General features: G+C 73.9%; 22 protein-coding genes. 15 read left to right on the forward strand and 7 right to left on the reverse strand.

Annotated elements, in window-relative coordinates; genetic code table 11:
* Nucleotides 1-134: 134 nt before the first annotated feature.
* A complete protein-coding gene (locus ACTWO6_RS16175; protein ID WP_446220434.1) occupies nucleotides 135-611 on the reverse strand; it encodes a hypothetical protein in 477 nt (158 codons plus the stop codon).
* Nucleotides 604-1,986 carry a molybdopterin-dependent oxidoreductase gene (locus ACTWO6_RS16180; RefSeq protein WP_446220435.1) on the reverse strand — a complete coding sequence of 461 codons (1,383 nt, stop codon included), beginning with the start codon at nucleotides 1,984-1,986 and terminating at the stop codon, nucleotides 604-606. The genes ACTWO6_RS16175 and ACTWO6_RS16180 overlap by 8 nt, the downstream gene beginning before the upstream one ends.
* Nucleotides 1,987-2,219: 233 nt before the next feature.
* On the opposite strand from ACTWO6_RS16180, the gene ACTWO6_RS16185 reads away from it, so the two are divergent.
* Nucleotides 2,220-3,281, forward strand: coding sequence for an NAD-dependent epimerase/dehydratase family protein (locus ACTWO6_RS16185; protein WP_446220436.1), 1,062 nt, complete (start codon nucleotides 2,220-2,222; stop codon nucleotides 3,279-3,281).
* Nucleotides 3,282-3,309: 28 nt separating this feature from the next.
* Here the strand turns inward: ACTWO6_RS16185 and ACTWO6_RS16190 are convergent, their stop codons facing one another.
* Complete coding sequence (locus ACTWO6_RS16190; RefSeq protein ID WP_446220437.1) at nucleotides 3,310-4,707, reverse strand: hypothetical protein; 1,398 nt, start codon at nucleotides 4,705-4,707, stop codon at nucleotides 3,310-3,312.
* Between the two features lie 134 nt (nucleotides 4,708-4,841).
* On the opposite strand from ACTWO6_RS16190, the gene ACTWO6_RS16195 reads away from it, so the two are divergent.
* From ACTWO6_RS16195 to ACTWO6_RS16210, 4 genes are all read left to right on the forward strand, one after another.
* A complete protein-coding gene (locus tag ACTWO6_RS16195; RefSeq protein ID WP_446220438.1) occupies nucleotides 4,842-5,507 on the forward strand; it encodes a glycosyltransferase family 2 protein in 666 nt (221 codons plus the stop codon).
* Nucleotides 5,504-6,184, forward strand: a complete 681-nt coding sequence (locus tag ACTWO6_RS16200) for a TIGR04282 family arsenosugar biosynthesis glycosyltransferase (RefSeq protein WP_446220439.1) — start codon at nucleotides 5,504-5,506, stop codon at nucleotides 6,182-6,184. The genes ACTWO6_RS16195 and ACTWO6_RS16200 overlap by 4 nt, the downstream gene beginning before the upstream one ends.
* Nucleotides 6,181-6,939 carry a class I SAM-dependent methyltransferase gene (locus tag ACTWO6_RS16205; protein WP_446220440.1) on the forward strand — a complete coding sequence of 253 codons (759 nt, stop codon included), beginning with the start codon at nucleotides 6,181-6,183 and terminating at the stop codon, nucleotides 6,937-6,939. The genes ACTWO6_RS16200 and ACTWO6_RS16205 overlap by 4 nt, the downstream gene beginning before the upstream one ends.
* Nucleotides 6,940-7,287: 348 nt before the next feature.
* Nucleotides 7,288-11,739: a HAMP domain-containing protein gene (locus ACTWO6_RS16210; RefSeq protein WP_446220679.1), complete on the forward strand. Its 4,452-nt coding sequence runs from the start codon at nucleotides 7,288-7,290 to the stop codon at nucleotides 11,737-11,739.
* 29 nt (nucleotides 11,740-11,768) lie between these two features.
* Here the strand turns inward: ACTWO6_RS16210 and ACTWO6_RS16215 are convergent, their stop codons facing one another.
* Nucleotides 11,769-12,389, reverse strand: coding sequence for a TetR/AcrR family transcriptional regulator (locus ACTWO6_RS16215; RefSeq protein ID WP_446220441.1), 621 nt, complete (start codon nucleotides 12,387-12,389; stop codon nucleotides 11,769-11,771).
* A gap of 75 nt (nucleotides 12,390-12,464) precedes the next feature.
* On the opposite strand from ACTWO6_RS16215, the gene ACTWO6_RS16220 reads away from it, so the two are divergent.
* Nucleotides 12,465-13,223, forward strand: coding sequence for an SDR family NAD(P)-dependent oxidoreductase (locus ACTWO6_RS16220; protein ID WP_446220442.1), 759 nt, complete (start codon nucleotides 12,465-12,467; stop codon nucleotides 13,221-13,223).
* An 81-nt stretch (nucleotides 13,224-13,304) separates the two neighbouring features.
* On the opposite strand, the gene ACTWO6_RS16225 is transcribed toward ACTWO6_RS16220, so the two are convergent.
* Entirely contained in the window at nucleotides 13,305-14,123 is an 819-nt protein-coding gene (locus tag ACTWO6_RS16225) for an SAM-dependent methyltransferase (RefSeq protein ID WP_446220680.1), read from the reverse strand.
* A 131-nt stretch (nucleotides 14,124-14,254) separates the two neighbouring features.
* On the opposite strand from ACTWO6_RS16225, the gene ACTWO6_RS16230 reads away from it, so the two are divergent.
* The 5 genes from ACTWO6_RS16230 to ACTWO6_RS16250 all read left to right on the forward strand — a co-directional run bounded on the left by ACTWO6_RS16230 (nucleotide 14,255) and on the right by ACTWO6_RS16250 (nucleotide 17,089).
* Nucleotides 14,255-14,404, forward strand: a complete 150-nt coding sequence (locus ACTWO6_RS16230; RefSeq protein WP_446220443.1) for a hypothetical protein — start codon at nucleotides 14,255-14,257, stop codon at nucleotides 14,402-14,404.
* Nucleotides 14,405-14,449: 45 nt separating this feature from the next.
* Complete coding sequence (locus ACTWO6_RS16235) at nucleotides 14,450-14,956, forward strand: molybdenum cofactor biosysynthesis protein (RefSeq protein WP_446220444.1); 507 nt, start codon at nucleotides 14,450-14,452, stop codon at nucleotides 14,954-14,956.
* Nucleotides 14,957-15,019: 63 nt separating this feature from the next.
* Entirely contained in the window at nucleotides 15,020-15,538 is a 519-nt protein-coding gene (locus tag ACTWO6_RS16240; protein ID WP_446220445.1) for an ATP-binding protein, read from the forward strand.
* 31 nt (nucleotides 15,539-15,569) lie between these two features.
* Nucleotides 15,570-15,872 (forward strand): STAS domain-containing protein, encoded by a 303-nt coding sequence (locus tag ACTWO6_RS16245; RefSeq protein WP_446220446.1) that lies wholly within the window; start codon nucleotides 15,570-15,572, stop codon nucleotides 15,870-15,872.
* A 131-nt stretch (nucleotides 15,873-16,003) separates the two neighbouring features.
* Nucleotides 16,004-17,089, forward strand: a complete 1,086-nt coding sequence (locus ACTWO6_RS16250; protein WP_446220447.1) for an SRPBCC domain-containing protein — start codon at nucleotides 16,004-16,006, stop codon at nucleotides 17,087-17,089.
* Between the two features lie 42 nt (nucleotides 17,090-17,131).
* Here the strand turns inward: ACTWO6_RS16250 and ACTWO6_RS16255 are convergent, their stop codons facing one another.
* Nucleotides 17,132-17,527, reverse strand: coding sequence for a DinB family protein (locus ACTWO6_RS16255; protein ID WP_446220448.1), 396 nt, complete (start codon nucleotides 17,525-17,527; stop codon nucleotides 17,132-17,134).
* 141 nt (nucleotides 17,528-17,668) lie between these two features.
* On the opposite strand from ACTWO6_RS16255, the gene ACTWO6_RS16260 reads away from it, so the two are divergent.
* From ACTWO6_RS16260 to ACTWO6_RS16275, 4 genes are all read left to right on the forward strand, one after another.
* Nucleotides 17,669-17,791: a 50S ribosomal protein L36 gene (locus ACTWO6_RS16260; protein ID WP_357102463.1), complete on the forward strand. Its 123-nt coding sequence runs from the start codon at nucleotides 17,669-17,671 to the stop codon at nucleotides 17,789-17,791.
* 108 nt (nucleotides 17,792-17,899) lie between these two features.
* Nucleotides 17,900-19,066, forward strand: a complete 1,167-nt coding sequence (locus tag ACTWO6_RS16265) for a low temperature requirement protein A (RefSeq protein ID WP_446220449.1) — start codon at nucleotides 17,900-17,902, stop codon at nucleotides 19,064-19,066.
* 209 nt (nucleotides 19,067-19,275) lie between these two features.
* Nucleotides 19,276-20,352, forward strand: coding sequence for an NYN domain-containing protein (locus ACTWO6_RS16270; RefSeq protein ID WP_446220450.1), 1,077 nt, complete (start codon nucleotides 19,276-19,278; stop codon nucleotides 20,350-20,352).
* A gap of 92 nt (nucleotides 20,353-20,444) precedes the next feature.
* A complete protein-coding gene (locus ACTWO6_RS16275) occupies nucleotides 20,445-20,993 on the forward strand; it encodes a GNAT family N-acetyltransferase (protein ID WP_446220451.1) in 549 nt (182 codons plus the stop codon).
* A 51-nt stretch (nucleotides 20,994-21,044) separates the two neighbouring features.
* Here ACTWO6_RS16275 and ACTWO6_RS16280 read toward each other — a convergent pair whose 3' ends face one another.
* Entirely contained in the window at nucleotides 21,045-21,386 is a 342-nt protein-coding gene (locus ACTWO6_RS16280) for an MmcQ/YjbR family DNA-binding protein (protein WP_446220452.1), read from the reverse strand.
* Between the last annotated feature and the right edge of the window lie 23 nt (nucleotides 21,387-21,409).

Here is a 21,409-nt window from a genome sequence, read left to right on the forward strand (position 1 = left end):
CCGCGGCACGCGCCCAGCAGGAGGTGCTGGTCGAACGCGCGTTGGTCGCCGAGCGTAACGCCGAGCTGCGACAGGCCGAGCTGATCGCCGAGGTGATCCGACCCGCCCAGGCCGAGGCGTTTGGGCGCCGGGCCCTACGCGTTCCGTGCCCGCCACCGCCGGTACGCGTACAGGACTCCGCTGGCCAGGAAGAGGGCGGCGCTGACGAGCAACCAGCGGGCGAGGAACGGCTGCTGGTCCTGCCCGGTCGCGGCCAGGTAGGTCTCCCGGCCCTGGCGGAGGATCCCGGGCAGGTGGACCAGGAACAGCAGCGCCGCGGCCAGCGCCGGCACGCGGAGGTGGTTCAGCAGCGACGGCCCGGACGCCGGCCGGGCCCGTCGCTCGCCAACCGCCGCCCGGAGCGCCCGGTCAGCCGAGGCGTAGATCGGGAACAGGACGAGGTCGTGGGCGATCGCCGCGCCGACGAACCAGAGCAGCATCCGCCCGGCGGTCGCCTCACCGGCCAGCCGCAGGGCCACCCAGCCGGCGACGGCGAAGCAGCCGACGAGCAGCAGCAGGTGCCCTCCGGGCGCCCCGTACGCGGCCCGGAAGCGCGCCGCGACCTCACGCATCGGCACGCCCCCGGAACTCGATCCCCGCCACCCACTTGGTGCAGTGCACCCCGGGCAGCGCCGGGACGATCACCCGCGCCGGAAAGCCGTGGTCCTGGGTCAGGTCCACCCCGTTGACCCGCAGCGCGAGCAGCGAGTCGGGGTCGAGGACCTGATTGGCCTGCAGGGTCGCCTGGGCGAACAGCCCCGCCTTCTCCAGCGAACGGACGTGGGCGGAGCCAGGCGCACCCGCCCCGACCAGCGCGGCGAGGTCGCGCAGCCGTACCCCGGTCCAGGTCTGCAGCGTCGACCACCCCTCCACGCAGGCGATCGGCAGCCGGGCGGTGTGCTGGGGCATGCCGAGCAGGGCGGCCCGGTCCAGGCTGGCCTGCCGCCCGCCGGCCCGCAGCGTCAGCCGCCAGCCGGCCCCGGTGTCGGCGGCCTCGACCCCGGCGGCCGCCGCCGTGCGGTTCACCGGGAAGCCGGTCGGGCCCGTGCCGGGCTGCCGGCCCCGGGGCAGCAGCAGCGCGGTGCGGCGCCACCGGCCGTCGAGGGTCTGCCCGACGGTCAGGCCGGCCAGCAGCAGCGACAGGCCGCCGACCAGGGCGAGCGCGCCGCGCCGGCTCACGGTGGCCGGACCCGGTCGGGCGGCGACCAGCCCGTCGGGGTCCGGCGGCTCGGGCCGGGTGGCGTCGCGCGGGACGGCCAGCTCGGCGCGCGCCGGCCGGGACCGCAGCGCCGTGAGCATCCGCCGCAGCTTGAGCGCCACGTGCGTGACGAGCGCGGCGACGAAGACCCAGGCGCCGAAGTAGTGCGCGGTGTAGAAGTCGAATCCGAACAGGTACGCGTACTGGATGTTCAGCAGCCCGGTGGCGATCTCGAAGAGGATCCCGCCGACCAGCAGCAGCAGGGAGAGCCGTTCCAGGAGCTGTGCCACCGATCGGGCCGGCGGCCAGTCGAAGAGCTTCGGGATGACCGACCAGAGCTTGCCCAGTACGACCGGGATCAGCGTGATCCCGAGCGTCACGTGCAGACCCTGGGTGACCCGGAACAGCCAGGACGGGCGGGTGGGCCAGTCGAACGGTGGCAGCCGCAGCCAGCCGACGTCGCTCGGGAGGGCCTGACCGAACTGCGGGCTGTAGGCCAGGTAGTCGAGCAGGCCGGTGAGGAAGACCAATGGCAGGCCGACGAGCAGCACGAGGCCGTACACCGAGGTGAGCCACGGTCCGCGCAGCGGGCTGCGCCACCGTCCGTCGACGCCGCGTGCGCCGGGCGGCGGATGCTCCGCCAGCAACGCCCATCCCCGCCGGGGGAAGCCGAACGCCGCGCGGCCTTCCGGGTCGGTCCGCGAGCCGGGGCCCGGGTGGTCCCCGGGGGACGTACGGTCGGCGCTCACCGGCCCTCCTCCTGACTGCTCGACGTGCCGGTCCACCGGCGGTGGCGGGAGCTGCGCGTCCGGCGGCCGGCGCGGGTTCTTGTTTGGCAGGCTACGGGCGGTGTCGGCGGCCCGGCGGGACTTGCCCGATTACGGAAGGCTTACCGGCGTCGGTGGGCGACAGATGTTGTGGAATCACTACGGCTGTCGCAACGCGGCCCGCCGTGCCGGCGTGCCGACCTACGCTGGCGGGCATGCGGGTACTGGTCACCGGCGCGGCCGGGTTCATCGGATCGCAGGTCGCCGACCTGCTCGTCGTCGAGGGGCACGAGGTGGTGGCGATGGACGCGCTGCTGCCCCAGGCGCACGGCGGGGAACTGCCGGAGTGGTCGCGGCGGCACGACCCGGTGGTCGGCGACGTCCGCGACCCCGAGCTGCTCGACCGGCTGCTGGCCGGGGTCGACGCGGTGTGCCACCAGGCCGCGATGGTCGGGCACGGACTGGACCCGTCGGACGCGCCGGCGTACGCCAGCCACAACGACTACGGCACCGCCGTGCTGCTCGCCGCGATGCACCGGGCCGGCGTGACCCGGCTGGTACTGGCCAGCTCGATGGTCGTCTACGGCGAGGGACGCTACGAGTGCGCCCGGCACGGCACGGTCCGCCCCGCCCCGCGCCGGGCGGCCGACCTCGCGGCCGGCCGCTACGACCCGACCTGCCCGCACTGCGCGTCGACGCTCACCCCCGCCCTGGTACCCGAGGACGCCCCGATGGAGCCGCGTAGCACGTACGCCGCCAGCAAGCTGGCCCAGGAGCACCTGGCCGCCGCCTGGGCGCGGCAGACCGGTGGCGGGGTCTGGGCCCTGCGGTACCACAACGTCTACGGCCCCCGGATGCCCCGCGACACCCCGTACGCCGGGGTGGCCTCCATCTTCCGGTCCGCGCTGGCCGCCGGCCGGCGGCCGCAGGTGCTTGAGGACGGCCGGCAGCGGCGGGACTTCGTGCACGTCAGCGACGTGGCGCGGGCGAACCTGCTGGCGCTGGCCACGCCGCCGCCGCAGCCCCTGACGCCGGTCAACGTCTGCTCCGGCGAGCCGCGCACCGTGGGCGAGCTGGCCGCCACCCTGGCCACCGCCATGGCCGGTCCGGCGCCGCTGGTCGTCGGCGGCGCCCGCTCCGCCGACGTGCGGCACGTCGTCGCCGACCCGGGCCGGGCGACCGACCTGCTCGGGTACACCGCCCGGGTCGGGTTCACCGACGGGGTCACCGCCTTCGCCACCGACCCGCTGCGCGAACCGGCGGCCCTGACGGTCTGACCGGCGGCGGACGTTCCCGTCGCCCGCCTCAGGAGACCGTCCACAGCAGGTGGTTGACGACGAGGGCGGTGCCGGCCTGCCCGAGGAGCCACCAGCGCCGCGTCGACGCCGGCAGGTGGGCGGTGGCGACCAGCAGCCAGACGGTGAACGGCAGCCAGATCCGCTCCACCTCGGCCTTGCTCAGCCCAGACAGGTCAGCGGCGAGCACCGCCACCGCCGCGGCCACCGGCAGCAGCACCGTCGGCCCGGCGGCGAGCGTCCGCCCGGCGCGGTCGCGCCAGCCCTCGTTCGGCCGGATCCCGGACCGGATCGCCCCGGCGCGGGCCGCTACGGCCCGGCGCAGCGCCGGGCCGAGCACCGGGCCGGCGGAGAGCAGCAGCGCCGCCAGGTTCGCCCACACCCAGTAGCCGTACGGGCGGTCCGCCGCCCAGCCCTGGTAGTAGCGCTCCACCACCAGCCGGTAGCCGTCCCACCAGCGGAAGCCGGCCGCGGTGAAGGCGACCCCCACCGCCGCGACGCCGGCCGTTCCGGCGAGCAGCGCGGCGACCCGGCCGGTGGGCCGCAGCGCCAGCACGGCCAGCGCCAGCAGGCCGACCAGGACGAAGCCGTACGACAGGTACAGCGCGAAGCCCAGCAGCAGCCCACCGGCGGCGGGCGCCACCCGCCCGCGTACCGCGAGCAGGGCCAGGCCCGCCGCGACCACGCCGGCGAAGAGCCCGTCGGCGGAGGCGCCCACCCAGACCGCCCCCGGCAGCAGCACCAGGAACGGCAGGACGGCGCGGGCGGCGTCGGCCGCGCCGAGCGCCCGCAACGCCACCGGTACGGAGATCGTGACGCTCGCTCCGACCAGGACGCACACCAGCGCGGCGGCCACCCCGCCGCCCAGCCCCACCCGGTCCAACCCTACGAAGACCAGCAGCGCCCCCGGCGGGTGGCCGGCGGTGTGGGTGGACCACGAGTCCGGCCCGAAGTCCAGGATCCGACCGGTGAAGCCGGCCAGCATCGCCGGAACGTCGGTGACCTCGGGCACCTCGTGCAGGTACTCCGCCTGCGGGGTGAGCCGCTCGGCGAACCCGGCCGACCAGCCGTCGACCAGGGCCAGCGCCAGCGTCCAGGCCACGGACGCCAGGTAGGCCGCGCCGAGCAGGGCGGCCCAGCCGGCGGTGCGGGCCCAGCGCGTACCGACGCCGAGCACCGCGCCCGCGACCAGCACCGCAGCCGGGGTGCCCCAGCCCAGGTGTGGCCGCCAGGTCGCGTAGAGCGGGGCGGCGTCGGCGTACAGGCCGACCCCGCGGGCGTTGAGCAGCGCGCCGACCACCGCGGCGAGCGCGACCAGCGCCGCCTCGACCCCCAGCACGAGCAGGTCGGCGCGGGACCGGCCCGCCGGCGCCCGGACGGCGGCGGCGGGCAGCGTGGTCGCTCTCATGTCGACCGGACGGTACGGTCCGCGCCGCGCCGGCGGCGGCCGAACGGCGCAACGTCACCGTTCCGTGGGAAGGGGCGAGGGGGTAAGGGTCGATCCATCCCCGTTCGGGGGGATCGGGCCCTAGCGTCGGCGGTATGCCGACCCAGATCGACGTGGTGCTGCCCTGCCTGGACGAGGCCGCCGCGCTGCCCGGGGTGCTCGCCGCGATCCCGCCCGGATACCGGGCGATCGTGGTGGACAACGGCTCCCGGGACGGCTCGCCCGAGGTCGCCGCCCGGCACGGCGCCCTGGTGGTGCACGAGCCCCGCCGGGGCTACGGCGCGGCCGTCCACACCGGGCTCGAGGCCGCCGACGCCGAGCTGGTCGCGGTCCTCGACGCCGACGGTTCGTTCGATCCGACCGAGCTGCCCGCCCTGGTCGCCCCGGTGGCCGGGGGCGCCGCCGACCTGACCGTGGGGCGGCGGCGCCCCGTCCGGGCCGGGGTCTGGCCGTGGCACGCCCGCGCCGGCACCGCCCTCGTCGCGGCGCTGCTGCGGCACCGGGGCGTACCGCTGCGCGACCTCAGCCCGATCCGGGTGGCCCGCCGCGACGCCCTGCTCGCGCTGGGCGTCGCCGATCGGGCCTTCGGCTACCCGCTCGAACTGCTGATCCGGGCCGCCGCCGCCGGCTGGCGGATCCGCGAGCTGGACGTCCGCTACGCCCCCCGGGCCGCCGGCACCCGGTCCAAGGTCTCCGGCTCGGTCCGCGGCACCCTGCGCGCCACCCGCGACTTCGCCGGCGTCCTGCGCAGCGTCCGATGACCGTCCTGCTCGTGATGGCCAAGGCGCCCGTGGCGGGGGCCGTGAAGACCCGGCTGTGCCCGCCGGCCACCCCGGCTTGGGCGGCCCGGATCGCCGCCGCGGCGCTGCGGGACACCCTCGACGCCGTCCGCGCCACGCCGGGGGTGACGCCCGTGCTCGCCCTGCGGGGACGGCTCGCCGACGCGGAGGAGGGCGCAGCGCTGACCGCGGCCCTCGCCGGCTGGACCGTCCTGCCGCAGCGCGGCGACGGGTTCGGCGACCGGCTGGCCCACGCCCACGCCGACGTGGCGGCGGCCTGGCCGGGCCGCCCGGTCCTGCAGATCGGCATGGACACCCCGCAGGTGACCCCGGCGCGTCTGGGCGTCGCGGTCCGGCGGCTGCTCATGGCCGACGCGGTGCTCGGCCGCGCCGTCGACGGCGGCTGGTGGGCCCTGGGGCTGCGGGACGGCCGCCACGCGGCCGCGCTGCGCGAGGTGCCGATGTCCACCGCGCAGACCGGGCGGCGCACCGTGGCGGCGCTCGCGGACCGGGGACTGCGCACCGCCCCGCTGGCCGTGCTGCGCGACGTCGACGAATGGTCCGACGCGCTGGCCGTCGCCGCCGAGGTGCCGGAGAGCCGGTTCGCCCGGGCGGTGGCGCCGCTGCACCACGCCCTGCTGCGCGGCGGCCGGCCGTGACCCTCGGCGCCCGCGCCGCGGGGGAGCTGCCGGCACCCGTGGTGGGTGACGTCGCGACCCGGGCGGACGGCTTCGCCGCCGCGCTCGACCGCGCACCCGGTCGGCACTGGCTGCTGCACAGCGACGGGCGGCGCAGCCCGCTGCCGGTGGGGCGCTGGCACGGCCCGCCCGAGCCGGCGAGCGGGGCGGTCGTCGCCCGGTGCGCCGGCCCCACCCTCGACGTCGGGTGCGGCCCGGGCCGGCTCACCCTCGCGCTCACCCGCGCGGGGCACACCGCCGTCGGCGTCGACGTCTCTGCCCAGGCCGTACGCCTCACCCGCCGCCGTGGGGCGGTCGCCATCCACCGGGATGTCTTCGCCCGGCTGCCGGGTGAGGGCCGCTGGGCCCACGTCCTGCTGATGGACGGCAACATCGGCATCGGCGGTGACCCGGTCGCCCTGCTCGGCCGGTGCCGTCAGCTGATCCGTCCGGAGGGGACCGTCATCGTGGAGCTGGAGCCGCCCGGGCTCGGTCTCTGGCGCGGGCACAGCAGGCTGGCCAGCCTCTCCGCGGACGGGGAGCTGCGCCGGAGCGGGACGTTCAGCTGGGCCCGACTGGACGCGGTCGCGGTGCACGACGTGGCCGCCGCCGCGGGCATGGTCGTGCCGGAGGTGTTCCGGGCCGGCCGGCGCTGGTTCGGCGAAGTCGCCGTTCCCGTCCCGCCGGAGGGCGCCGTGCCCCGGGCGTGCCGCCGCGGGTCGACGCGGTCGGGGTAGCCCGCGACGGTGGCCGCGCTCGCCGGGGCGTCGAGGACCGCGCGGGCAACGCGGCCCCCAGACGATCAACCGGGCGTCCGGACTGCGGTAGCCGCCGTGCGGTGAGCGACCGGGCGGGGCCGCGACCAGCGGTCCCGCCCGATCGTCGCGGCAGGGTGCCCGGTGCGGCCCCGCGGTCCGGGCCCGGTCCTCGCCCGCTCGCGCTGCGGCCGGACGACCACCTGTGCATACTTGCGCGGTTGATGTTGATCCGGCGGCTTACCGCCGGCCGCCGGACATGGATGGTTTGTGGTGGTCGAGACGACGACGGCGAAGCGGCGACCTTCGGGGAGCGGCGCGGGCGCGCCGATGGCGGACCCGGGCCTGCGGCAGTTGCTGGCGGGCCTGACGGCGGTCCGCGACGGTGACTTCGGCACCCGGTTGCCGGAGGACGGCGACGGGCTGCTCGGCGAGATCGCCACCGTCTTCAACGGCATGGTCGACCAGCTGTCCCTGTTCACCTCCGAGGTCACCCGGGTCGCCCGGGAGGTCGGAACGGAGGGGCAGCTCGGCGGTCAGGCCGAGGTGCCCGGCGTGTCGGGCACCTGGAAGGACCTCACCGACTCGGTGAACGCCATGGCCGGCAACCTCACCGACCAGGTCCGCGACATCGCCGAGGTGGCCACGGCGGTCGCCCGGGGCGACCTGTCGCAGAAGATCACCGTCGACGTGCGGGGCGAGATCCTCGAGCTGAAGATCACCATCAACACGATGGTGGACCAGCTCTCGTCGTTCGCCGACGAGGTGACCCGGGTGGCCCGGGAGGTGGGCAGCGAGGGCCGCCTCGGCGGTCAGGCCGAGGTGCCCGGGGTCGCCGGCACCTGGCGTGACCTCACCGACTCGGTGAACTTCATGGCCGGCAACCTGACCAGCCAGGTCCGCAACATCGCCCAGGTCACCACGGCCGTGGCTCGCGGCGACCTGTCGCAGAAGATCACCGTCGACGCCCGCGGCGAGATCCTGGAGCTGAAGAGCACCATCAACACGATGGTGGACCAGCTGTCGTCGTTCGCCGACGAGGTGACCCGGGTGGCCCGGGAGGTGGGCACCGACGGGCGGCTCGGCGGTCAGGCGCAGGTCAGCGGGGTGGCGGGCACCTGGCGGGACCTCACCGACTCGGTCAACTCGATGGCCGGCAACCTCACCGACCAGGTGCGCAGCATCGCCCAGGTGGCCACGGCCGTGGCCCGGGGCGACCTGTCGCAGAAGATCACCGTCACCGCGCACGGGGAGATCCTGGAGCTGAAGAGCACCATCAACACGATGGTGGACCAGCTGTCGTCGTTCGCCGACGAGGTGACCCGGGTGGCCCGGGAGGTCGGCACCGAGGGCCGACTCGGCGGCCAGGCCGACGTCAAGGGCGTCTCCGGCACCTGGAAGGACCTCACCGAGTCGGTGAACGTCATGGCCGACAACCTCACCGCCCAGGTGCGCAGCATCGCTGAGGTCACCACCGCGGTGGCCAAGGGCGACCTGACCCAGAAGATCCGGGTGGACGCCCGCGGCGAGATCCTGGCGCTCAAGGAGACCATCAACACGATGGTCGACCAGCTCTCCGCGTTCGCCGACGAGGTGACCCGGGTGGCCCGCGAGGTCGGCACCGAGGGGCGGCTCGGCGGTCAGGCCCGGGTGTCCAACGTCGGCGGCACCTGGAAGGACCTGACCGACAACGTCAACGAAATGGCCAACAACCTCACCAACCAGGTGCGCTCCATCGCGCTGGTGGCCACCGCCGTCGCCCAGGGCGACCTGAGCCGGCAGATCACCGTCGAGGCCAAGGGTGAGGTCGCCGTCCTCGCCCAGACGATCAACACGATGGTCGGCACGCTCGGCGCCTTCGCCGACGAGGTGACCCGGGTGGCGCGCGAGGTGGGCACCGAGGGGCGGCTCGGCGGCCAGGCCCGGGTGCCGAACGTGGCGGGCACCTGGAAGGACCTCACCGACAACGTCAACTCGATGGCGAACAACCTGACCGGTCAGGTCCGCAACATCGCGCAGGTCACCACGGCGGTGGCCCAGGGCGATCTGACCAGGAAGATCGACGTGGACGCGCGCGGGGAGATCCTCGAGCTGAAGACCACCATCAACACCATGGTGGACCAGCTCTCCAGCTTCGCCGCCGAGGTCACCCGGGTGGCCCGGGAGGTGGGCAGCGAGGGCCGCCTCGGCGGCCAGGCCGAGGTCGAGGGCGTCTCCGGTACGTGGAAGCGCCTCACCGAGAACGTCAACGAGCTGGCCGGCAACCTCACCCGGCAGGTCCGCGCCATCGCCGAGGTGACCAGCGCCGTGGCGACCGGCGACCTCACCCGGTCCATCACCGTCGACGCCCCGGGCGAGGTCGGTGAGCTGAAGGACAACATCAACTCCATGGTGGAGTCGCTGCGCGAGACCACCCGCACCAACCAGGAACAGGACTGGCTCAAGACCAACCTGGCCCGCATCTCCGGACTCATGCAGGGCCACCGCGACCTCGACGTCGTCGCCGGCCTGGTGATGAACGAGCTGGCCCCGCTGGTCGCCGCGCAGCTCGGCACGTTCCTGCTGGTCGAGGAGACCGCCGACGGGACCGCCCTGCGGGTGGTCGGCGGCTACGGGCACGACGCCACCCGCCGCCGGTACGCCCTCGGCGACTCCCTGGTCGGCCAGGCGGCGCTGAGCAAGCGGGCGATCGTGGTGGACGCCGTACCCGCCGACTACGTCACCGTCTCCTCCAGCCTCGGCGCCGCCGCGCCGCTGCACCTGGTGGTGCTGCCCGTGCTCTTCGAGGACCAGGTCCTCGGGGTCATCGAGCTGGCCAGCATGAGCCGCTTCACCGAGATCCAGCGTGACTTCCTCGACCAGCTCACCGAGACCATCGGCGTCAACGTCAACACCATCGTCGCCAACGCCCGTACCGACGTCCTGCTCACCGAGTCCCAGCGGCTCGCCGCCGAGCTGCGGGCCCGCTCGGAGGAGCTGCAGGCCCGCTCCGAGGAGCTGCAGCGGTCCAACGCCGAGCTGGAGGACAAGGCGGCCCTGCTGGCCCGGCAGAACCACGACATCGAGACGAAGAACTCCGAGATCGAGCAGGCCCGCCAGGAGCTGGAGGCCCGCGCCCAGCAGCTCGCGCTCGCCTCGAAGTACAAGTCGGAGTTCCTGGCGAACATGAGCCACGAGCTGCGTACACCGCTGAACTCGCTGCTCATCCTCGCCCAGTTGCTCGCGCAGAACCCGAACCGGAACCTGACCGGCAAGCAGGTGGAGTACGCCACCGTCATCCACTCCGCCGGCACCGACCTGCTGCAGCTCATCAACGACATCCTCGACCTGTCCAAGGTCGAGGCCGGCAAGATGGACATCAACCCGGAGACGTTCGACCTGTCGGTGCTGCGCGACTACGTCGACGCCACCTTCCGCCCGTTGACCACCCCGCGGGGCCTGGAGCTGGACATCGTCACCGGCCCGGACGTCCCCACCCGGCTGCACACCGACGAGCAGCGGCTGCGGCAGGTGCTGCGCAACCTGGTCTCCAACGCGGTCAAGTTCACCGAGCGGGGCCGGGTGCAGCTGCGCATCGAGCGGGCCCGGCCGGACGAGCTGCCCGGCGGCATCGAGCTGGGGGAGGCGCCGATCGTCGCGTTCCGGGTCATCGACACCGGAATCGGCATCGCCGAGCAGCACCTGACCGCCATCTTCGATGCCTTCCAGCAGGCCGACGGCACCACCAGCCGACGGTACGGCGGCACCGGCCTCGGCCTGTCCATCAGCCGGGAGATCGCCCAGCTGCTCGGCGGCCAGATCACCGCGCAGAGCGTCCTCGGTCAGGGCAGCACCTTCACCCTCTATCTGCCGGTGACCGTCACCGGCCCGCTCACGTCCGACGCCGCCTCCGTCGCGATCGCCGGCCACCCGGCGGCCGCGCCGGAGCCGGACACCCACCGGCGGGCGGAGTCCCGGCGGCTGCTGGTGCTGGAACCCCACGACAAGGCGCTGCTCACCGTGCTGGCCCAGGGTGTCGCCGCGGAGACCGGCAGTCCGGTCGAGGTGTCCACGGCGGTGGACGCCGCCTCGGCGGTGGAGGCGCTCACCGCTCACCGCCACCGCCTGCTGGTGCTCCGCCTCGACCCGTCCGACGACAGCGGCACCGCCCTGCTCAAGGCGCTGAACGACAACCCGGACCTGCGCGGCGTCCCCGTGTTGGCGTACCACGGGCATCCGCTGACCCCGGGCCAGGAGACGCTGCTGCTGGCGCTGTCCCAGGACCGGTCGATGGAGATCCTGCGCAGCCTCGACGACCTGCGCGAGCGGATCGCCCTGCACCTGACGGTGGACACGCCGGAACGCGTCGTGCCGTTCCCGTCGCCGGCCGCCGACCCGATGCCCGTCAGCGACCCGCTCGCCACGGCGCTGACCGGCCGCAAGGTCCTCGTCGTCGACGACGACGCCCGCAACGTCTTCGCCCTGACCAACATCCTGGAGCTGCACGGCATCGAGGTCGTCTACGCCGAGAACGGCCGCAAGGGCGTCGAGACGCTGATGCGCCACGACGACATCGACCTCGTCCTGATGGACGTGATGATGCCGGAGATGGACGGGTACGCGGCCACCGCCGCGATCCGCGCGATGCCCCGCTACGCCGACCTGCCGATCATCGCTGTCACCGCGAAGGCCATGCACGGCGACCGGGAGAAGAGCATCTCCTCCGGCGCCAGCGACTACGTCACCAAGCCGGTCGACGCCGACGACCTGCTGCACTGCATCCACCGCTGGCTGATGACCTGACCCGGGACGACTGCTTCGCCGACCCGACGTCACCCACCGGCAGTTGGTCGTCGTGGACCGGCCGACGACGGCTTTCGGCCGGTTCCGTCGATCGGGGCGATGGCGATGTCCAGCGCCGTTTCCAGGTAGCTGACGTTCCCGGTCGCCATCAACAGCCCGACGCCGCCCTGCACCGCCGCGAGGATCGACGTCGCCAGTGCACCCGGTGACGACATGCCGGCTCGAACGGCACCGGCCTCGAGACGGGCGTGCCAGTCCTCGAGCAGCGACGCCACCAGCGGTCCGATTCGCGGATCGGAGTCGGCCAGTTGGCTGGTCAGCGAGCGTAGCGGACACTCCCGCCCCTGTTCGCGATACTTCCGTACGACGACCGACCGCCAGACGACCCAGGTGTGCGGTGGCCCGAGCTGGTCCAGGGCCGGCTGCTGATCGGCGATGACCTGGGTCGCCTCGTGCGCCGCGACCGCGTAGAGCAGGTCCCCCCGGCCCCCTGGGAAGTAGTGGAAGAGCTGGCTCTTGCTGGTCGCCGTCACCGAGCGGATGTCGTCCAGCCCGGTGTGCTCCACCCCTTGGGCGCGGATGAGCGCCGCGGCCCCCGCCACGATCCGGCCCCGGGTGGCCGCGCCCTTGGGCGTCAGGGGGCGCGTCATGTGACCCAGCGTACCCCTTCTGGACTTGACGGTCCAAAAATGCCGGAGGCATTCTTTGGACCGTACGGTCCATAAATGGTGAAGGGGTGTGTCGTGGCAGGAAGACTGGACGGGCGTACGGCGCTGGTGACCGGGTCGACCAGCGGCATCGGACGCGTGATCGCCACCGCGTACGCGGCCGAGGGCGCCCACGTGATCGTGACCGGGCGCCGGGTCGACGAGGGTGCGAAGCGGGTGGCCGAGATCACCGAGGCAGGCGGCCGGGCGACGTTCGTCCCGGCGGACCTGCGAGACGGCGAGGGAGCGGCCGCACTGGCCCGGACGGCCCTGGCTGCGGCCGGCGGCCGGATCGACATCCTGGTCAACAACGCCGCCGCGCTGGTCGGTGGCAAGGCGTCGACGGAGACGGACGAGCGCATGATCGACACGATTCTGGCCACGAATGTCAAGGCGCCGCTGTTGCTCGCGTCCGCGCTCGTGCCCCCGATGCTCGACCGCGGCGAGGGTGTCATCGTCAACGTCGGCTCGATCAACGGCATGATCGGGATGAATGGGGCGGCGCTGTACGGCGCGTCGAAGGCCGCGCTGCACTCACTGACGAAGTCGTGGTCGGCCGAGTGGGGCCGGCGTGGTGTCCGGGTCAACACCGTGGCGCCCGGTCCGACCGAGACGGAGTGGAACGAAGGGCTGCGCGACCATCTGAAGCGCCTGGTGGACACCTCGCCCAGCGGGCGGTGTCCGGCGCGGCCGAGGTCGCCGCCGTGGCCGTGTTCCTCGCCAGCGGCGACGCCTCGCACGTGCACGGCGTCACGATCCCGGTCGATGGCGGGATGACCGCGGTCCGCGGTTTCATCTGACGCCACGCCTGGGTTGTCCGGGGTGGCGGCGCCGCCCATCGCGGCCACTCCGCCGGTGTCAGGGTTTGCGGGCGACCGCGGCGTACATCGAGGCCTGCGCGGCGGGTGTCCGCTGCTCCGGCGGGTCGTCCGGCCGCCACTCGGTGACCGGGCTGATGCCCGGCGGGATCAGGTCGAGCCCGTCGAAGAACGACGCGAACTCGTCCCGGGCGCGGAACGCCATGTCGATCATGCTGGTGGCGGTGGACGGCGCGGCGGTGGCCGCGATGTGCCGGGGCACCAGATCCGTGGTGGCGTGGGAGATCACCAGGTAGCTGCCGGAGGGGAGGGCCTCCACGAGCCGGCGGGTCACCCCGTACGGGTCGTCGCCGTCGGGGAGGAAGTGCAGGATGGCGACCAGCATCAGCGCGACCGGACGGGTGAGGTCGAGCGTCGCCCGCAGGTCGGGGTGCCCCAGGATCCGCTCGGGGTCGCGCAGGTCGGCGTCGACGTAGGCGGTGGCGCCGTCGGACGCGCTGGTCAGCAGGGCGCGGGCGTGCGCCAGCACGATGGGGTCGTTGTCGACGTAGACGACCCGCGACTCCGGCGCGACGACCTGAGCGACCTCGTGCATGTTCGGGCTGGTCGGGATGCCGGTGCCGATGTCGAGGAACTGCCGGATCCCGGCCTGCTCGGCGAGGTGGCGGGTGGCCCGCTGCATGAACCGCCGGTTCTCGATCACCGTGGTGCGGATCGCCGGGTACGCGGCGGCCACCGCGTCACCCGACTCCCGGTCCGCGGCGAAGTTGTCCTTGCCGCCGAGCCAGTAGTCGTAGCGGCGGGCGGCGTGCGGCACCGTCGGGTCGATCCGCGCCGAGGGCGGGACGTCCGCCGGCAGGGGTCGCCCGCCCGATCCGAGCGACTGCGACGTGGTCTCGGCCACCGCGACCTCCAGGGGCTGTGGGAACGGCACGGCGATCGTACCGACCCGACGGCCGCGCGGCGGCCCCACCGTATCGGTGACGGTGGATGTCCGCGGGTGGGCCGGGAGGACGCGACGCGCCGCCCGCCCCCGATCACCGCAAGGAGTCCCAGGCGATCCTCATCAACGTCGTCCTGCTGATCCTGGCGGCCGTCGTGGTGTGGGGCCGGTTCGGTCCGTACTCCTTCACCTCCTGACCGACGCGGGCCCGGCCGCGGCCGGCGCTTCCTAGAATCGCTGCCATGCCGCGGATCGTGCAGTTGCTGGCCTCGCCCGTGCACCGCTACGTGGGCCGGCCCGCGGACGGACCGGCCCCGGCGCCGCCCGGTGAGCTGGTGTCGGAGATCCACGTCCGCGCCGGCCTCGGCATCGTCGGCGACCGGTACTTCGGCAAGCCGGCGCACCGCGACGCGAGCGTGACCGTGATCGCGCAGGAGTCGCTGCCGCCCGGCGTCGATCTGTCACAGGTCCGGCGCAACATCCTCACCGAGGGCATCGCCGTCGACGATCTGGTCGGGTCCGTGCTGATCCTGGACTCGGGACAGGGCCCGGTCAGCCTGGGCGTCCGCCGTCCGGCGAACCCGTGCGCCTGGATGGACGCCACCATCGGTCCCGGCGCGTGGCGGGCGTTGCGGGGCCGGGGCGGGGTCCGCTGCGCGCCGCTGACCGACGGCGTTCTGCGGGTCGGCCCGGTCGAGGTCAGGATCGGCGGCGAGGTCACCGGGGACCGACGATCGCACCCGCTCTGAGCTGCGGATGGTTGCCTTTTGGCAACGGTCGCGAAGTTTACAACGATGTGTAGCCTTCTACCCGTGACCGAGGACCCCGTGGCATCCGACCCGAGCCACCCGACTCCCGGTCCCGTCGTCGGCGTGGCGCTGATGTCCCAGGACTTCAGCGCCGCCACCGTCACCGCCCTGCGCCACCGCCTGACGGCCGCGGTGACCGGTGCCGGGCTCACCGGCGACGCCGGCTACGACTTCGTCCTGGCGGTGCACGAGCTGGTCACCAACGCCGTACGCCACGGCGGCGGCCACGGCCACCTCGACCTGCGACGCCAGGACGACGTGCTGATCTGCGAGGTCACCGACCGGGGCGCCGCCGCCGCGGGCAGCCTGCCCGTACGGCTGCCCGCCGCCGACGTCGCCGGCGGACGCGGGCTCTGGCTGGCGCACCAGCTGGCCGAGGGGCTCATCCTCGCCCGGGGGCTGCACGGCCTCACCGCCACCGTCACCGCCTGCCTGTCCCCGGCTGAAACCTCGGCCGGCATACCCGCCACCGCACGTCGGCATGACGAGCCCGACGGGCCCGTGGCGGACGGCGAGCAGTGACGCTCAGCTCAGCCGGCCGCACCGGATCCGCGTGGAATCGGACGGCACCTTCGTCGTGCTCGACGGGGAGATCGACGTCAACGGCGCCGCCGCGCTGCTGAGCCTCCTCGACGCGACGATCGACTCCGCCCAGCAGGTTCTCGTCGACCTGCACGCCGTGCATTTCATCGACTCCACTGGCGCGCTGATCACCGCCCGGCAGACCGCCACGGACGCCGGGAAGCGCTTCGGCGTCATCAATCCCACCGGCAACGTCGCACGGACCCTGCGCATCACCGGCGTCCTCGACGCTCTCTCGCCGTACCGCGGTCGCGGTGTTCGGCGAGACCGCTGAGCGGGCTTGCGCCGGCGCGGCCGGGCCGGCGAAGGCTGTCCAGGTGTTCGCTGAGGACGGCTCTGACTTGTCCGGGCCCGACCACCCGAACCGTCACTGCGGGACCGGGTGCGGGACCGTAGAGTCTCGGCGTGATCGAGATCGACAATGAAGTCGGCCTGTTCCACCCCGCTGACCGGGTCTGGCGCACGTTGACGGACCAGGAACTGCTCGCCCGGTGGTTCACCGAGGTGGAACCGGTGGAAGGAGCGCGGGGACGCCTGCTGCTGCACACGGCCGGGCTGCCCGGCTTCGACGCCGCCGTCGACGCCGAGGTGACCGAGCGGCGGGAGCCGGAACTGCTGGAGTTGCGGTGCGACGAGGCGGGCCGCCGCACCCGGCTGACCTGCACCATCATCCCCACCGCCGAGGGCTGCCGACTGTCGGTGCGGGAGGCCCTGGACCACGGCACGTGGCCGGCCGAGCAGCGGGCCCGCCGTGAGGAGTGCTACCAGCAGGCGCTGACCGGGCGGTTGCCGGCGATCCTCGACTGGTTGGCCTTCCAGCAGGTCGACCTGCGACGCGGCGAGCTGGGGGATACCGCCCGGTTGCCAGTCACCGCGGCGATCGGCGAGGTGTCGACCTGCCGGCGCAGCCGACCGGTGCTGATCGCGGTGCTGGCCGGCGCCGTCCTGGCCATCGGGCTGGCGGTGTGGGCCGTGCTGCCGACCGAGCGGCAGCCGGTCGCCGGATCGGATCCGGCGCCGCTGCCCGTGCCGACCGTCGCCAACGCCGCGACCCGCCCAGCCCGGGCGGCCGTCTCCGCCCCTCCCCGGCCGACCACCAGCACCGCCGTCGCCCGCCCGGCCAGGTCCGTGGCGAAGCCGTCGCGTACCCCCACCGCGCTTCCGCCACCGGCCCCCGGCGTCACCGCCCGCTACACCACCCAGTCGACGCGGATCTTCGGCTACACCGGCGAGGTGGTGGTCGACAACCGGGGTGGCGCGCCGGCGGAGGACTGGACCGTGGTCGTCACGCTGGCGAAGGGCGGCACGATCGCCGGCGCCAGCGGGGCCGACTGGCGGCAGGACGGGCAGGCTGTCACCTTCACCGGACCGCCCGTACCGGCCGGAGGATCGCAGACGTTCACGTTCGACGTCCGCGATCCGCTCGCCAAGGCGCCCGAGGGCTGCACGGTGGGCGACGCCCCGTGCGCCGGTGCCACCGCGACGCCGTAGCGTGGGGCGGCCAGCCGGCAGGCGCCGCCGCCCGGGTCGGGGTCAGGCCTGCGCGGCCTGCGACCGGGCGGCCCGGCCGATGTCGAGCAGGTGGTGTTCGCCCTCGTGGACGGTCTGCCGACCGAGCCAGAGCAGCGTCCGGACCTGCGGCTGCGGCCAGCAGTACACGCCGGTGCGGGCCAGCTCCGGCTGACCGAGCGCGGCGAACCGGGCCGCCAGGTCGTCGGCGGCTGCGGCCAGCTCGGCGAGCACGACCGCCGGGTCCTGCTCGTTGTACGCGTCGGCGACGGCGCGCTCGTCGCGACCCATCGGCGTGAACTCCGGTTCCTCGACCACCAGGGCCAGCGCGAGCCGCTCACCCTGGACCCGGAGCACGTCCCGTACGTGGCAGGTGTACTCCAGCGGCGACCACACCCCCTGGGCCGGCCGGCGGCGCACGTCCCCGTCAACCTCGTCAGCTACCCGTGACCGGCCGGGTGGCGGCGGGCGGTCACCTGCCCGCCGCCGCACGCCCCAGGTATGAGCCCTGGCCCGCCGGGTACGCGATGCGCCGAGGACACCAGGGAAGGATGACGTGCGATGAAGGTCAGAAGCTCCCTTCGTGGGCTGAAGCGGAAAGTGAACTCAATCGTGGTACGCCGTCGGGGCAAGCTCTTCGTGATCAACAAGGCCGACCCGCGCCAGAAGGCCCGCCAGGGCTGACGGGTCCGCGGCGAGCCGTCAGCGCGTCGCGGCGGGGACGAAAGAGTCTGGCCCGGGGGACGGGCGGCGAGGGTATGAAGGCGGGGGGAGGCGCCGGGGGGAGCCGCGATGTCGAGCAGGCCGGCCACGCTGCTGCGACGCCGGAACGAGCCGTTGCAGGCGTCGTTCCTGGAACTCTTCTTCGACCTGGCCTTCGGTTTCGCGCTGTCGCAGCTGTCGCTTGTCCTGCTCGCCGAGTTGAGCATCGCCGGGGCGGCGCGTACCGCCCTGCTCCTGTTGCCCCTGTGGTGGGTCTGGCTGGTGACGGCCTGGTTCAGCGACTGGTTCGACCGCACCAACCGCTGGGTGCGGGCCCTGCTGGTCGGCGTCACGCTCGGGGTGCTCCTGATGAGCGTCGCCGTCCCGGACGCGATCGGGGGTCGGGCCGGGCTCTTCGCCGGGGCGTACGTCGCGATCCACGTCGGCCGCAGCGTCGTCACCGCGGTGGCGCTCCGGGGGCATCCGCTGCACCGCCGGACGCTGCGGATTCTGGTCTGGTTCGGAGCGACCGGCGTCCTCTGGCTGGTCGGGGCGGCCTGGCCCGCGGCGCGGGTGCCGGCCTGGGTGGCGGCCCTGGCGTTGGATTATGCGGCGCCGCGGATGGGCTGGCCGACCCCGGGGCTGGGCCGCGCCCAGCCCGGTGAGCTGCGGCTGCGGGGCGAACACATCAAGGAGCGGTTCCAGCAGGTCTTCATCATCGCGCTCGGCGAGCTGATCGTCACGGCGGGGGTGGCCTACGCGGCGACCGGCCTGGCGGTGGCACAGTCCGCCGCGTTCCTGCTGGTCTTCGCCGCCACGGTGCTCATCGGCCTGCTGTACGTCACGCCGGCCGGGGGACCCCTGGGCGCCGCCATCGACGAACGGGATCCCTCCCGGTTCGGCACCGTCACGGGCTACCTGCACCTGGTCATGATCGCCGGCGTGGTGGCCCTCTCGGGGGCCGCCGACCTCGCGATCACACATTCCACCGAACGGGGATCGGGCGCCGCGGTCGCCCTCACCGTCGCCGGCTCCGGGCTCTTCCTCGCCGGCCGGGTCGCACTGTCCGCCGTCATCGACCGCCGGTTGTCCTGGCCCCGGCTGCTCGGCCTGCCCGCCCTGCTGCTCGTCGCTCTCGCCGGGCGCGCGCTGCCACTGCTCGGCGTCGCGGCGGCGACGGTTGCCGTCCTCCTCGCCGTGACGGCCCCGGACCGCTGGCTCGCGCGTACCGAGCCGGAACCGCGGCCGGGGCGGTGAACGCGCCCCGCCCGCAGACGTCGCCGGCAGGATGTCAGCGGGCCCGCTGGAACGCCCGCCCGACCTCGGTGACCTCTCATCCCGGTGCGTCGCACCAGGCTCCGAGGAGGAGAGCGCGCGGCGGGCGGCAGATTGGCGAAACTGCCGGCAGCCCGGTCGCGCACGAGTCGTCGGCCGACCGACCGGGGTTCGGGGCGTAGGCTGCTCGGGTGGACCACGAAGATCGCATCGCGCTGTTCCTCGACTACGAGAACCTGGCGTTGGGGGCGCGCGACCATCGCGGCGGGATGGCCTTCGACTTCCGGCCGGTCGCCGACGCCCTGGCCGAGCGGGGCCGGGTGGTGGTGCGCCGGGCGTACGCCGACTGGTCGTACTTCGACGAGGACCGCCGGATGCTCACCCGGTCCCACGTGGAGCTGATCGAGATACCCCAGCGCATGGGCGCCTCACGGAAGAACGCCGCCGACATCAAGATGGCCGTGGACGCGGTGGAGCTGGCCTTCGAGCGTGAGTACATTTCGACGTTCGTGATCGGCACCGGCGACAGCGACTTCACCCCGCTGGTGCACAAGCTCCGCGAGCTCAACAAGCGGGTCATCGGCGTCGGCGTGGAGAAGTCCACCTCGGCGCTGCTCCCGCCGGCGTGCGACGAGTTCCTCTTCTACGACCGGCTCGAGGGCGTCGAGATCCCCGAGACCCGGGCTCGGCGCGGTCGTCCGGCCCGGCTGCCCAGCCCGGAGCCGCAGCCGGTGGAGCGGGAGCCCGAGCCGCAGGCGGTGGAGGAGGAGGCCCCGCGCGACGTCGACACGCTCGCGGTCCTGGTGGCCCAGACGGTGGCGGGTCTGCAAGCCAGCTCCAGCGGCGCGGTGACGGCCTCGACGTTGAAGCGCACCCTGCTGCGCAAGGACCCGACCTTCAGCGAGTCCGACTACGGGTTCCGCACCTTCGGCGAACTCCTGCGGCACCTCGCCGCGCACAACGTGATCGAGCTGGCGGAGGGCCCGGCCAAGGGCGACCCCGAGGTGTCGCTGCCCGAACACGGTGATCGGGAGGTGGCGTTCGGGCTGCTGCGCACCGTGGTCCAGGAAATGGCCGGCGCCGACGGCACGGTGGCGCTGTCCGGGCTGAAGAACCAGCTTCGCCGGGCGCGCCCCGACTTCAGCGAGAAGAAGCTCGGCTACCGCAGCTTCCTGCAGTTCTGCAAGGCCGCCGCCACGAGCGGCGTGGTCGAGCTGCGGTGGAGCCCGGAGGCCGACGACTACCTGCTCACCGTGCCGGGGGCGTGATCGCACCGCCCCGGCCCGGCACCGACACGCCGAGACACGGTGCGGCGCCGGAGACCGCCTGATCCGTGCCGGCCGGCCGGCTAGACAACGGCATGCTGCGCGGAGAACTGATCGGCCTGCGGGCACGCCACGAGACGAACGTGCCGATCCTGCACGCCGAGCCGTACGAGGACGTCACCACCCGGTCCCCGGCCGACTCCCGTCCCTGGCGACCCATCCCGAGCGGGTCCGGTGCGTCGCCGTACGCGGTGTCGGAGCCCGCCGGCGACGCGGCCTCCTTCTCAGTGGTCGAGCTGGTGGGCGGGGAACTGGCCGGCGACGCGCTGCTGTGGGGGATCGACTCACACCACCGCTCCGCGCATCTGGGCGTCTCGCTGCGGCCCGGCCTGGCGGGGACGAGGGCTCGGCATCGACGTCGTGCGGGTGCTCTGCCACTAGGCTTCGCCGTGCGGGGCCTGCATCGTTTGCAGGTCGACACGCTGGCCGACAACGCTGCGATGATCTCCGTCGCGGAACGGGCCGGGTTCAGCAGGGAGGGCGTCCTGCAGCAGGCGGCGTGGGTCGACGGTGGATTCGTCGACGAGGTCATCCTCGGGTTGTTCGCGACGCGGTGGCGGCGCGAGCGGACGCCGGAGCAGTGACGCGGCCCGACGGCACTCACCGCGCGGAGGCCCTGAGCACTGGACGAGGGCTCAGTCGCCCAGCCGCTGCCGGGCGAGGAACTTCGGCACCACCATCCTCCACGCCTCCGTCACCAGCTCGGTCATCTCGGCGTGGTCGAGCCGGGCCAGGTGGCAGCACAGCCAGTTGAACCGCAGGTCGGAGGCCCGGGGAAGGTAGAACAGGTCCGGCTCGGCCGCGATGAGGCCGTCCCGCTGCTCCTTCGGGTAGCCGAAACCCATCGTCTGCTCGTCCCGGGAGAACGCGACGTACACGATGGCGCCGACGCGGAACTTCACCCGATCGTGGATGAGGTGCTCGGTGGTGCGTGGCAACGTCCGGGCCAGCGCACGGACATCGGCGACGGTTATCACGCCAGCGACCGTACGGCCACCCT

This window comes from Micromonospora sp. IBHARD004 (assembly GCF_052814115.1).